Source organism: Priestia sp. YIM B13551 (genome assembly GCF_042787905.1).
Lineage (GTDB): Bacteria > Bacillota > Bacilli > Bacillales > Bacillaceae_H > Priestia.
Genome location: NZ_JBHZOX010000002.1, coordinates 1183647 through 1197052 on the forward strand (window position 1 = coordinate 1183647; position 13406 = coordinate 1197052).

General features: G+C 40.9%; 11 protein-coding genes. 1 reads left to right on the forward strand and 10 read right to left on the reverse strand.

The window, feature by feature from the left end:
• Nucleotides 1-2: 2 nt before the first annotated feature.
• The 10 genes from rsmB to ACFX4N_RS15725 form a co-directional block, all read right to left on the reverse strand.
• Nucleotides 3-1343, reverse strand: a complete 1341-nt coding sequence (gene rsmB, locus ACFX4N_RS15680; protein ID WP_029320537.1) for a 16S rRNA (cytosine(967)-C(5))-methyltransferase RsmB — start codon at nt 1341-1343, stop codon at nt 3-5.
• Nucleotides 1336-2274 (reverse strand): methionyl-tRNA formyltransferase, encoded by a 939-nt coding sequence (fmt, locus tag ACFX4N_RS15685; RefSeq protein WP_013058922.1) that lies wholly within the window; start codon nt 2272-2274, stop codon nt 1336-1338. Before fmt ends, rsmB begins: the two co-directional genes overlap by 8 nt.
• Nucleotides 2275-2284: 10 nt before the next feature.
• A complete protein-coding gene (gene def / locus ACFX4N_RS15690) occupies nt 2285-2758 on the reverse strand; it encodes a peptide deformylase (protein WP_013084828.1) in 474 nt (157 codons plus the stop codon).
• 70 nt (nt 2759-2828) lie between these two features.
• Nucleotides 2829-5243, reverse strand: coding sequence for a primosomal protein N' (gene priA, locus ACFX4N_RS15695; protein ID WP_057273968.1), 2415 nt, complete (start codon nt 5241-5243; stop codon nt 2829-2831).
• Nucleotides 5240-6457 carry a bifunctional phosphopantothenoylcysteine decarboxylase/phosphopantothenate--cysteine ligase CoaBC gene (coaBC, locus tag ACFX4N_RS15700; RefSeq protein WP_013058925.1) on the reverse strand — a complete coding sequence of 406 codons (1218 nt, stop codon included), beginning with the start codon at nt 6455-6457 and terminating at the stop codon, nt 5240-5242. Before coaBC ends, priA begins: the two co-directional genes overlap by 4 nt.
• A gap of 180 nt (nt 6458-6637) precedes the next feature.
• A complete protein-coding gene (gene rpoZ, locus ACFX4N_RS15705) occupies nt 6638-6859 on the reverse strand; it encodes a DNA-directed RNA polymerase subunit omega (protein ID WP_013058926.1) in 222 nt (73 codons plus the stop codon).
• Nucleotides 6860-6861: 2 nt separating this feature from the next.
• A complete protein-coding gene (gene gmk / locus ACFX4N_RS15710; protein WP_013058927.1) occupies nt 6862-7476 on the reverse strand; it encodes a guanylate kinase in 615 nt (204 codons plus the stop codon).
• A gap of 13 nt (nt 7477-7489) precedes the next feature.
• Complete coding sequence (locus ACFX4N_RS15715) at nt 7490-7750, reverse strand: DUF370 domain-containing protein (protein WP_013084831.1); 261 nt, start codon at nt 7748-7750, stop codon at nt 7490-7492.
• A 46-nt stretch (nt 7751-7796) separates the two neighbouring features.
• Nucleotides 7797-8672 (reverse strand): YicC/YloC family endoribonuclease, encoded by an 876-nt coding sequence (locus tag ACFX4N_RS15720; protein WP_029320527.1) that lies wholly within the window; start codon nt 8670-8672, stop codon nt 7797-7799.
• A 153-nt stretch (nt 8673-8825) separates the two neighbouring features.
• Entirely contained in the window at nt 8826-11504 is a 2679-nt protein-coding gene (locus ACFX4N_RS15725; RefSeq protein WP_377261762.1) for a calcium-translocating P-type ATPase, SERCA-type, read from the reverse strand.
• A 141-nt stretch (nt 11505-11645) separates the two neighbouring features.
• Here ACFX4N_RS15725 and ACFX4N_RS15730 point away from each other — a divergent pair, with 141 nt between their 5' ends.
• A complete protein-coding gene (locus tag ACFX4N_RS15730) occupies nt 11646-13358 on the forward strand; it encodes an Rqc2 family fibronectin-binding protein (RefSeq protein WP_025750356.1) in 1713 nt (570 codons plus the stop codon).
• Nucleotides 13359-13406 lie beyond the last annotated feature (48 nt).

A 13406-nucleotide genomic window follows, 5' to 3' on the forward strand; every position in this document is an offset into this window, starting at 1 on the left:
TTTTACACCTTCTTCTGTAAACATGCAATATAAAATCCATCGCTTTGTGCATCTGGCAGCAATTGAATTTCACCATGTTTTACGTTTTGTTTAAGCTTTTGCGGCATCCGTGCAGCAAGTGTTTCATCTTTTTGGAAATCAGCATGATCTGTTAAAAATGCTGCTACAACATCCCCATTTTCATCTCGGTCAATTGTACATGTACTATATACAAGGGTCCCACCTTTTTTTAATAAAGGCGCAACCGCATTTAAAATATCTTGTTGAATACGCGCCAGCTGCTTTACATCTTGCTCAGTTTTTGTATATTTCAAATCAGGTTTTCGTCTCATTACACCAAAACCTGAGCACGGGGCATCTACTAAGATGCGGTCAAACATTTCTTTATCAAACTGTTCGCCCGCTTTGCGGCTGTCTTGAACCGTCGGCTCAATATTGGTAAGATGCAGACGCTCTGCCTGCTGGGCAATCAGCTTTACTTTATGGTCATGAATGTCCAAGGAAATAACTTTACCACTGTTTTTAAGCTGCTCTGCAATATGAGTTGATTTTCCTCCCGGTGCAGCACAGCTATCTAAAATTAGCTCTTCTGCCTCTGCACCGAGCGCATGAGCCACTAACATAGAGCTTTCATCTTGAACGGTAAACATTCCTTCACGAAATGCTTGTGTATGAGCTGCATTTCCTTTTTGAACTTCTAGCGCTTCTTCTACAAAATGGCCTGGTTCTACAACAATCCCTTCTTTTTCAAGCGCTTCTTTTACTTCATTTTGCGTAAAGCGTGCACTGTTTACTCGGATTGTTTGTTTGGGGGCCATTAAATTAGCTAAACAGATTCCGCGTGTTTTGTCCAATCCATATTGTTCCACCCAGCGTTTTACAAGCCACAATGGATGACTCGTTTCAATCGCCAAGCGCTCCACAGGATTTTGTATTTCTTCTAAAGAAGGCGTGCCGCTGCGCTGAATATTTCGTAAAACGCCGTTTACCATTGAGGCAATTCCTTTGTGACCGCGTTTTTTGGCAATTTCTACTGCTTCATGAAGGATTGCCCGGTCCGGCACCCGGTCTAAATATACCATTTGGTAAAGAGATAAACGAAGCAGCACTCGCACCCAAGGCTGAAGCTTTTTTGGATTTTTCAAGAAAGGCGCTAGCCCGTAATCTAACGTATCACGTCTTTGAATCGTTCCATACACAATTTCCGTTAACAGTCCTGCATCTTTTCCTTGAATACCCCGTTTTTGTATGCTGTTATTTAACAATAGATTGCTGAATGCCTGATTTTTTTCAATAGCTAGTAAAATATCTAAAGCTATGTCTCGAACGTTGTACTTACTCATTGACATCCCCTAATACTGTTCCGACTTCAACGGATGTACCTCGTAAATACTGCGCTGCATCCATACGTTTTTTTCCAGCCGGCTGAAGTTCCGTCACTTTAATAGCTGTTTCGTTTCCAGTTGCTACTATAAATCCATCCTCTTCAAGTGATAAAACGGTACCCGGTTTGCCTGATGCGGATACTTTCTCTCCCCACCAAATTTTCATGACCTGACCGTCTGCTGTTGTATAAGCAACGGGCCAAGGGTGAAGTCCGCGGATATGGTTATAAATTTCTTCTCCTGTACGGGCCCAATCAATTTTCTCTTGTTCACGCTTAATGTTAGAAGCAAATGTCGCTTCGTCATCGTTTTGTTTAACCGGCGTAATTTCACCTTTTACAAGAGAAGGAATGGTTTCTGAAAGCAATTTTGCACCAGCAGCGCTGAGTTTATCATGAAGTGTGCCAACGTGATCACGTTCTTCAATCGGAACTTCTACCTGTGTTAAGATATCACCTGCATCTAATTTTTCTACCATATACATAATTGTAACACCAGTTTTCGGCTTACCTTGTAGAATTGAATAATGAATCGGCGCGCCTCCGCGCAGTTCAGGTAACAGAGAAGCATGCACGTTAATACAGCCGTATTTAGGCGCTTCTAAAATAGGGGTTGGTAAAATTTGACCAAAAGCCGCTGTTACAATTAGGTCAGGCTCATACGCTAACACTTGCTGATATTCTTCTTCTAAACGAATCTTTTCTGGCTGCAGTACAGGTATTTCATGCTTTAACGCCTCAACTTTTACAGGAGGAGGTGTTAATACGCGCTTGCGTCCTTTTGGTCGGTCCGGCTGTGTAACCACTGCGACCACTTCATATCCATCTTTAAGTAATGTTTGTAAAACCGGCACTGAAAAATCCGGCGTTCCCATAAATACGACTTTCATCGTGTAAAACCTACCCTTCTAGTTCATCCTCTTCGTAATACTTTGTTACTTTTTCCGTGAACAATACACCGTGTAAATGATCAATTTCATGCTGAATTGCTCGTGCTAAAAAACCTTTTGCTTCTATAAAATAAGGTTTTCCTTTACGGTTTTGCGCACGTACTTTCACATAATCAGCTCGAGCCACGTCACCAAAAAGGCCCGGAAAACTTAGGCAGCCTTCTGGACCGATTTGTTCGCCTCGTTGCTCAATAATTACCGGATTAATTAACTCAATTTTACCGTGTCGGTCATCCACGTCTACCACTGCCACTTGCTGCAGAACTCCTACCTGAGGAGCAGCTAGACCCACACCGTCTGCTTCAAGCATTAAATCATACATGCCGTTTAGTAATTTCGCTAATTTATTATCAAAGTTTTTAACGACTTCACATTCTTGTTCAAGTACTTCATTAGGATGGTAAACAAGCTTAAGCTTAGCCAAATAGGCACCTCCTTTATTCTTTCTATTTATATCCAAAAAGCTTCTTCTTTAACGCCATCAAGACGACTAGTTACATCATCGAGTATGGATTCAAATCAATAGTGATCGTTAAATTCTCCTTCTGCATTTCCGCTTGATGACGTTCTAATATATATTTCAACAGCGGAATCAGGCTTGGTTCCAGCTTGTATTTTAACATGCATTGATAGCGATATCTATCTTTTATCTTAGCAATCGGAGATGCGACTGGCCCTAAGATCGTTGTTTGCGGCGAAAGTTTCTGACTCAGATACTGCGAAATTTTGTCTGTAACAGACACCACTTTTGCAATATTTTCATGAGATACCGTTACAAGCGCCAAGTAAAAGAAAGGCGGATATTTATGCATTTTACGAATTTCCATCTCCTGCTTATAAAACGCATCGTAATCATGCTGACTCGCAAGTTGAATGCTGTAGTGTTCAGGCGTGTACGTTTGAATCACTACTTCTCCTGGAAGTTTGTGGCGTCCTGCTCTTCCGCTTACTTGTGTTAAAAGCTGAAACGTTTTTTCAGATGCACGAAAGTCAGGTAAATTCAGCATCGTATCTGCTGTTAAAACGCCTACAAGCGTGACGTTTGGAAAGTCGAGTCCTTTCGCAATCATCTGCGTCCCTAATAAAATTTGCGCTTCTCCACTTGCAAACTTATTCAGGAGCTTTTCATGCGCGCCTTTTCGGCTTGTCGTATCAACATCCATTCGAACGACCCTAGCCTCGGGCAGCACTTTTGTTAATTCTTCTTCCACTTTTTGTGTACCAGATCCGAAAAAGCGGATATGTTCACTGTGGCATTCTGGGCAATCAGTGTGGACATGTTCTTCGTGTCCGCAGTAATGGCATTTTAATTTATTTTGATAGCGGTGATACGTTAGTGAAATTTCACAGTGCTCACATGTCGGAACGTAACCGCAGTCTCTGCACATAACAAAAGAAGAATGACCTCTTTTATTTAAAAATAAAACGATTTGCTCCCCTTTTTCCAAACGGTCTTTCATCTTTTCAAACAGCATAGTTGAAAACATAGAGCGATTGCCGCTGCGAAGCTCTTCTCTCATATCAACGATATCCACCGACGGCATTGATGACTTATTCATTCTTTGCTTTAACGTCAGTAGCTTATACACACCTTTTTGCGCTCTTGCAAAGGACTCAAGCGTTGGGGTTGCACTTCCTAAAATGACTGGACACTGATGATGCTGCCCTCGGTAAATGGCTACATCTCTAGCATGATAACGGGGGTTTTCTTCTTGTTTGTAACTCGTCTCATGTTCTTCATCGATAATAAGAAGGCCCAAATTTTCAAATGGCGCAAATACAGCAGAGCGGGCCCCTACTACAACGGATACTTCTTTCCGCTGAATTTTTCGCCATTCATCGTATTTTTCTCCAGTAGACAAGCCGCTATGGAGCACAGCAACTTTTGAGCCGAATCGCTCTTTAAAACGTTTGACCATCTGAGGGGTAAGTGAAATCTCCGGAACAAGCATAATCGCTTCTTTCCCTTTTTTTAGCACTTGATCAATTGATTGGAGATACACTTCTGTTTTTCCGCTTCCGGTTACTCCGTACATTAAAAACACATCGTGAAGATTTTCTTCGATGTCATGCAGAATCGGTGCGATTGCCTCAGCTTGTTCATCGGTCAATTGAAATGGCTGTGATGGTGTAAAGTATCGATCTTGATAAGGATCACGGTATATTTCAATTTCCGTTTCCGCTAAGAGTCCTTTGTTAATCAGCGCTTTTATAGGAGCGGAGGTAATCTGCAAATCTTCCGCTATTTCTTTTATGGCTACTTCTTCATTTCGATTCAGCATAAAAGACAGCACTTGTTTTTGCTTTTCTGCCTGCTTATTTAACTCGCTCATAAACTGCTGAATTTCTTCAAGGCTTTGATTCAGTTTTACGCCTTTTGCCGTTTTTTTGTTTCCTTTGTTTTTAACGACGTAGACGACTTCAATTAGACCTTTTTGAATATCACGGTGAAAAGCAGGAGCAGCGGCTGTTTTTTCTACTTCACTCCACTTCAGCGAGGATCTTGACTGAAAAAACGGCTTTACTTGCTCATGAAGCTGTTCGTGTGCCTCTTTTGAAAGGAGTGACAGTTCTTTATCATATTTTGCTTTCATCGCCGCAGGCAGCATAACTTGAAAAGCCGATATCATAAAACAAAGCGTTTTTTCGGTTAGCCAGTGCCCAATCTCTAACAGTTCGGGAGTCAGAACCGGCGTTAAATCAAGCAGGTCAGCGATTGGTTTAACACGCTTAACTTCAGCCTCTTCTTTAAGAGCCACCACAAACCCTTGAACTTTTCTAGGACCAAACGGAACGACAACTCGCATACCCGGAACAATAATTCCTTTCCATTTGTCGGGAATAGCGTAGTCAAAAGCTCGATCTGTTTGCTTAGCAGCCACGTCCACAATTACACTAGCTACACTCATTTTTTCAGCCCTTCTAACATTTCCTTCACTTCTTTTAACACCTCGGTAGCTACATCGTGTTTTGAAAGAATGGGAAGTTCTTTAGACTCTCCGCTTCGCTTATAGAGCGTTACAATATTTGTGTCCGTCCCAAAACCTGCTCCTTCTGTCGTCACGTTATTGGCTACAATCATATCCAAGTTTTTAGATGCAAGTTTCTTTTGTGCATATTCATCCACTTGTTCTGTTTCTGCTGCAAAGCCGACTAAAAGCTGGTGTTCTTTTCGCTCTCCAAGCGTGCGTAAAATATCTGTTGTTCTCTCTAGCTCTAGTACTGCTTCACCAGGCTGCTTTTTCATCTTTTGATCAAACACATGCTTTGGTCGGTAATCTGCCACTGCGGCTGATTTAATGACAACATCTGCTTCATGATAACGCTGCATAACAGCTTCAAGCATCTGCTGTGCACTTTCAATTTGAACAACCTGCACTCCTTTTGGATACTCTAAATTCGTCGGTCCCGTTACAAGTGTTACGGATGCGCCTAATTTAGCAGCTTGTTCTGCAAGGGCATAGCCCATTTTCCCAGTAGAGCGATTGGTAAAAAATCGGACGGGATCAATGCGTTCTACCGTAGGTCCTGCTGTAACCAATACATTAACACCTTCAAGGATCTTTTGTGTATGTGATGCTTGTGAAAAATAAGATCCGATTAGTGAAACAATTGTTTCTGGCTCTTCAAGACGACCTTTTCCTACATAACCGCATGCCAAATACCCTTCTCCAGGTTCTACAAAAGAGTAACCAAATGATGAAAGAGTGCTCATATTTTTTTTAACAGCTGGATGATCGTACATATGAACATTCATTGCAGGTGCAATCCACACAGGTGCAGTAGCAGCCAGCAGCGTTGTGGAAATCATATCATCTGCAAGACCATTTGCTATTTTCCCTATCATATTTGCCGTAGCAGGAGCTACTAAAATTAAATCAGGCCAATCTGCTAAATCAATATGTGCAATCACAGATGGATCTTTTTCATCAAACGTATCTGTATAAACTGGGTTTCGAGACAGAGCTTGAAACGTAAGCGGCGTTACGAACTCGCATGCTGAAGCAGTCATCATTACTTTAACTTCCGCTCCCGCTTGTACTAATTTACTTGTTAAAGCTGCAGCTTTATATACGGCGATTCCGCCGCTAACACATAATAAAATTCGTTTTCCCTTCATCATTATGCCCCCATCTATTTATCCCGCTCAACCAGCATCCGCTTGTTTACTCGGGTAACTATCTAAAGCTTTTCAATTTAATTATTATACCATTTTTGTAGTGAGACATTCACTATCCTGCTTGAACACAGATAAAAGCACCAAAAAAATAACAACCTATAAAGTAGGTTGTTATTTTTTCACTTACTGATGTTTAGAATCTTCTTCTGCTACACCTTGCTTATAGCTTAATTGTTCAGCATTAATTTCTTCTAAAGCACAGCCTACAAACTTATAAGAAACCGGCTTTTCAATCGGCGTATCATTGTGAAGCTGTAATTGACGTGCACGTTTTGCAGCTACTGTCACAAGCGTGTACTTAGAATCTAATTTTTCCATTAGGGAATCAATTGATGGATAAAGCATGTTTATTCTACCTCCAGCATTCTTTTATAGCGCGCAGAAATACGATCACGACGGCAGTGTTCAGCCGTTACGATAGCACGGATGCGAGCACAAGCATTTTCTACTTTGTCATTTTCTACAACATAATCGTAGGCGTCCATAAGTTCAATTTCTTCTTTTGCCACGCGCATACGGTTATTGATTAAATCTTCTGTTTCAGTACCGCGGTTTACGATACGACTTTTAAGCTCTGACAAACTCGGCGGTGCCAAGAAGATGAACAAACCTTCTGGAAACGCTTCTTTCACTTGAAGAGCACCTTGCACTTCAATTTCTAGAAATACGTCTTTTCCTTCAGATAACGTTTGTTCTACATAATCAACCGGGGTACCGTAGTAGTTACCTACGTATTCAGCCCACTCTAATAATTTCTTGTTTTCAATCATGCGCTCAAACTCTTCGCGTGGTTTGAAGAAATAGTCAACACCGTCTACTTCACCTTCGCGGGGCTTTCTTGTTGTTGCAGAGATAGAATACTGCAATTTAATGTCTTCTTGCTCAAACAATGCTTTTCGTACCGTTCCTTTTCCAACACCTGATGGTCCGGAAAGAACAATTAATAAACCTCTTTCAATCATCGGTTCAAGTGACCTACCCTTCTAATAATTCTTCTTTGTTTATAAGTCGCTGTGACACAGTTTCTGGCTGTACAGGAGCTAAAATAACATGATCGCTATCCATAACAATAACAGATCGTGTTTTACGTCCTTGCGTTGCATCTATTAAAGAGCCTCGATCTTTTGCATCTTGAATAATGCGTTTGATTGGAGCTGATTCAGGATGAACGACAGAGATTATACGATTAGAAGAAATAAAATTTCCAAATCCAACGTTCACTAATTTACCGCTCATAAGAAGCCTCCTGCTATACCAATATAATCTTTATCTTACACGAAGGCTATTCAATATTTTGAACCTGCTCTTTTATGCGTTCTAATTGTGCTTTCATACTAATAACATACTGAGCAATAGTACCATTATTTGCCTTCGCACCGATTGTATTCATTTCACGATTCAGCTCTTGAACAAGAAAATCCAGCTTGCGTCCTACTGAATCAGGTGTATTTAATGCTTGAATAAATTGTGAAACATGACTTTGAATTCGCGTAAGTTCTTCGCTAATATCTGCTTTTTCAGCAAAAATAGCTACTTCAGTCAGCACTCGCTGCTCATCGAAAGTACCTTCTAAATAGTCGCTCAGCTTTCTTTTAATACGCTCGCGATATTGTTCAGCAACTTCAGGAGCAAGCTGTGTAATTTTTTCGCGAATGTCTTGAATGTCCTGTAAGTACCCCATCAAATCGTGATACAGCTCTGATCCCTCTCGTTTCCGCATATCCACTAACTGATGCACAGCAGCGTCAACGGCTTCAAAGATTGCACCATGAATACTCGTCTGATCAGCTTCTTCTTCATAAGTTGTCATCACTTCAGGCATGTGTAAAATGTCTTGAATTTGAACAGATTGTGACAGCCCATGCTTTTCTTGTACTTGCTGCAACGCATTCATGTATTCCTCAAGCAGCTGCCAATCCGTCTGCAGTTTCTTTTTTGCCATTTCTTCACCTGAAATAGTAACAAATACTTCTACTCTACCACGTTTTATGTATGTTTGAACGATTTTTTTTATTTTATCTTCAATTTCAATTAATTGTCTTGGCATACGAATAACAATTTCACAAAAACGATGATTAACAGACTTCATTTCCACTGTCACTGATCGATTTTCCACTTCCGCTTTTCCGCGGCCAAAACCAGTCATACTTTTTATCATTATCATCACATCCACTATGTACATCTTACATAAAAAGTATCATAAAAGAAAGTGTTAGCAAAAAAAAGAAATCTCTCTTCTTTATTCAACCTGTAAAGGCTGCCTTCATGAGTTTTCTCATTTGGGACAGCCTGTATTAAAGTATAGCACAATTTATGAAGGTTTTCTTGTTAAAAGTGAACCGGCAAGTAAAAAAGTTGGAAGGCTTGCAAGTCCTAAAATAACGAGCCATTCCCGCGGTGCAATGGCCATTGTATGAAAAATAGGCTGCAGCGGCGGATAGTAGATGGCCACCAGCATAAGGATAATAGATGAAATAACGGCTCCTACAAGATATAAGTTCTGAAATGGATTGCGATCAAAGATTGATTTTTCACTTCGACAGTCAAATACGTGAATAAGCTGTGCCGTAACAAGTGTGGCAAATGCAATCGTCTGTGCATACTGCAGCCGATCTGGGTCATTGTCGTAAACAATCATGAATGCAGCAAGTGTAGCAGCTCCAATTAAAAATCCGCGGCTGACTACTTTCCACCCTAACCCTCTTGCAAAGATACCTTCACGCGGATGCCTTGGATGGCGCTTCATCACGTTATCTTCTGGCTGGTCTAAGCCAAGAGCCATCGCAGGCAAACCGTCTGTTACTAAGTTTACCCATAGTATTTGAATGGGCACTAGCGGAAGCGGAAGTGCTAAAATCATCGCAAAGAGCATAACTAAGATTTCTCCTACATTTGATGCAAGCAAGTAACGGATAAACTTTCGAATATTTTCATAGATGTTTCGTCCTTCTTTGATTGCTGATTTAATAGTAGCAAAATTATCATCAAGCAAAACGAGTGAAGACGCTTCTTTTGCTACGTCTGTCCCGGTGATGCCCATCGCGATGCCTATGTCTGCTGCTTTAATAGCAGGTGCATCATTTACGCCGTCACCCGTCATGGCTACAATGTGATCTTTTGCTTGAAGAGCTTTAACAATTTTAAGCTTATGCTCAGGTGATACCCTGGCATATACGTAAACATCATCCACTACTTCTTCTAGCTCTTCCTGCGTCATTTTGGATAAATCCGTTCCTTCCAAGACTTGACCGTTTTTCGGTAGAATGCCTAGCTGTTTTGCAATCGCCTGTGCTGTAATGACGTGGTCACCTGTAATCATAACGGTTTTGATTCCTGCGTCTCGGCATTCTTTGACCGCTTGCTTGACTTCTGGTCTTGGCGGATCAATCATTCCTTGAAGCCCGAGGAAAGTCAGGTCTTTTTCCGCTTCGTTCTCTGTATGAACGCTCTCATGGTCTCCTAACGGACGATAAGCAATAGCAATGGTTCGAAGCGCTTGGCTAGCTAACTGATCAATCGCTCCTTTTACTTCATTATGAACCGTTACCGACAGCGTTTGTTGTCTGCTTTCCCACAAAATATTTTTGCTGTTTACAAGCAGCACATCGGGAGCACCTTTTGTTATGACATAGCGCTTATTAGATGCGTCTTCAATGACTACACTCATCATTTTACGCGTTGAATCAAATGGAAACTCTTCAATAATCGTAAACTGCTTTTGAATGTTTTCTTTTGTCAGCCCCGCTTTCATTGCGGCAACAAGCAAAGCCGCTTCAGTAGGATCCCCGTCGATGACATATTCTTTATCTTTTCTCGAAATGGACGTTTGATTGCAAAGCAGACCAAACACCAAAAGCTGCTGAAGCGGTTTTTCACTCCGTGTATCAACTTCTCTTTCCTCTCGCGAAAATACGCCCGTAGGTTCATACCCTGTCCCTGATACCCTCCACGTCATTCCTCCTGACCAGAGGTGAGTAACCGTCATTTTATTTTGCGTTAATGTGCCCGTTTTGTCTGAGCAAATGACTGACGCGCATCCTAGTGTTTCAACAGCAGGAAGTTTGCGAACAATGGATCTTTGCTTAATCATGCGCTGTACACCAAGAGATAGCGCCACGGTTACGATGGCAGGAAGACCTTCGGGTATGGCAGCAACAGCTAAGGAAACTCCCGCTAAGAACATACTATATAAATCATGGCCTTGCAGCACGCCAATCCCGACCACTAATACAGTAAGTGCAAGCGCTACAACGATTAAAATTTTACCTAATTGCTCTAACTTCCGTTGAAGAGGGGTAATCATAACTTCAGCATTTTGAAGCAAATCAGCAATTTGTCCCATCGCTGTTTTCATTCCAATCCCTACAACGATACCTGTTCCGCTTCCTCGCGTCACAAGCGTACCCATAAAAGCCATATTGTCCTGATCTCCAAGCGGCACTTCATCTCCTGGCAAAGCTTTTATTTGCTTGGCAACTGGCAAAGACTCTCCCGTAAGCGCTGATTCTTCAATTTCTAGACTTTTGGCTTCCATAATCCGAAGGTCAGCCCCGATGCGGTCTCCGCTCGAAAACTTTACAATGTCTCCTACTACCAGCTCTTTAGATGGCAACTTAACCCATTTCCCTTCACGCATAGCTGCTACTTGAGGAGCAGAAAGCTCTTTTAATGCATGAAGAGATTTCTCTGCTTTTCTTTCTTGAAAAAAACCTAGAAATCCATTAATTACTACAATGGCAATAATAGCAATCGCATCGATGTATTCGCCTAAAAGACCTGAAATAAGCGTAGCAGCTAGTAAAACCAGCACCATAAAATCTTTAAACTGCTCTACAAACACAAGAATGGCCGGTTTTTTCTCTCCTTCAGTCAATTCATTAAATCCTTGCTGCTGCTGACGTGCTTTTACTTCTTTGTGTGTAAGACCATGCTGTCTGTCTGTTTTTGTTACTTCTACTATTGCTTTTTCACCTAATTCATACCATTTCATTGCATCTTTTCACACCCTTTTATTTGTAAATGCACCTATTAGATTGTTACAATCTTATATCGTATGCTTATTCAGACTCGTCCTAAAAAATGCTATACTTTTCTATAGGACAATTTTCAATTACTTAAGGATGTGAGCACTATGTCATTTGATGGTATTTTTACATATGGCATTTTACAAGAATTATCTGAGACCTTGGTTTCAGGACGAATTTCAAAAATATATCAGCCGTTTCCAAACGAGTTGATTTTACAAGTACGCGCTAAAGGTGAAAACCGCAAACTTTTAATCTCAGCTCACCCTAACTATTCACGCGTTCATTTTACAAATGAGCCTTATGAAAATCCATCTGAGCCTCCTATGTTTTGTATGCTTCTTCGCAAACATTTAGAAGGAAGCATTATTGAACAAGTATATCAGCTTGGATTAGACCGCATTTTAGTCATTGAAACAAAAGGACGAAATGAAATTGGCGACGTGACGTACAAGCAGCTTATTATTGAAATCATGGGAAGACATAGTAATGTTGTGCTTGTAGATAAAGAAAAACAAACGATTATCGACAGCATTAAACACGTTCCAATGGCCTTGAACAGGCACCGTACGCTTCTACCTGGAGCACCTTACGTACTGCCTCCTAGTCAAGATAAGCTTCATCCATTTGAAGCGGATGAAGAAACCGTGGTTAAAAAAATTGATTTTAATAGCGGAAAGTTAGCCACCCAGCTAGTGCAGACCTTCTCGGGGCTTTCTCCTTTAATTGCAAATGAAGTGGTGTTTCGCTCTGGCTTAGCGAATCGTTCTACCCTTCCAAAATCATTCGTCGAAACGATGACGCTGATCAAAGAAGGTCAGTTTACACCAACTCTGACAACCGTTAATCAAAAAGACTACTTTTATTTACTGGAATTAACGCATTTAGAGGGTACGAAAAAAACGTATGCAACCATCAGCGAGCTGCTTGACCGCTATTACTACGGGAAAGCAGAGCGAGATCGTGTAAAGCAGCAAGCGCATGACTTAGTACAGTTTATTTCTACCGAGAAAAAGAAAAATGAGAAAAAAATAAAAAAACTTGAGCAAACGCTGCAAAATGCAGAAAAAGCATCTGATTATCAGCTAGCCGGTGAACTCCTTACCGCAAATTTACACCTTGTCAAAAAAGGAGATGCGAAAGTGGATGTTATTAATTATTATGATGAAAATAGCGGTACACTTACGATTTCATTAGATCCGCAAAAATCACCGTCTCAAAATGCTCAAAGCTATTTCACAAAGTATCAAAAAGCGAAAAATTCCGTTTCGATTGTAATCGAACAAATTGAAAAAGCAAACGAAGAAGTACAGTATTTTGAATCACTTATTCAGCAAATGGATACTGCTACTCACAAAGACATTGCAGAGATTCGTGAAGAGCTTGTGGAAGAAGGATATTTGCGCAACCGTCAGCAAAAACAAGCGAAAAAACAAAAAAACACCACGCCTACACTTGAACAATACGTTTCAAGCGACGGCACGACGATTTTAGTTGGAAAAAACAATAAGCAAAATGAGTATTTAACAAATCGCCTTGCTGCTCGTGATGACGTTTGGTTTCATACAAAAGATATACCAGGTTCTCACGTTGTTATCCGCAGCCAAGAGCCTTCGGAAGAAACAATTTTAGAAGCGGCTCATCTTGCTGCTTACTTTAGTAAAGCCAAGAATTCAAGTTCAGTACCCGTGGACTATACAAAAATTCGCCACGTAAAAAAACCAAGTGGTGCCAAGCCTGGTTTTGTGACGTACGATAACCAGCAAACGGTGTACGTAACGCCTAGCGAAGAACTTGTACTGAAGCTGCGTCAGTCATAATAAAACCCCCTTTCTATAGAGAAAGGGGGTTTTTATTATATAGATCTA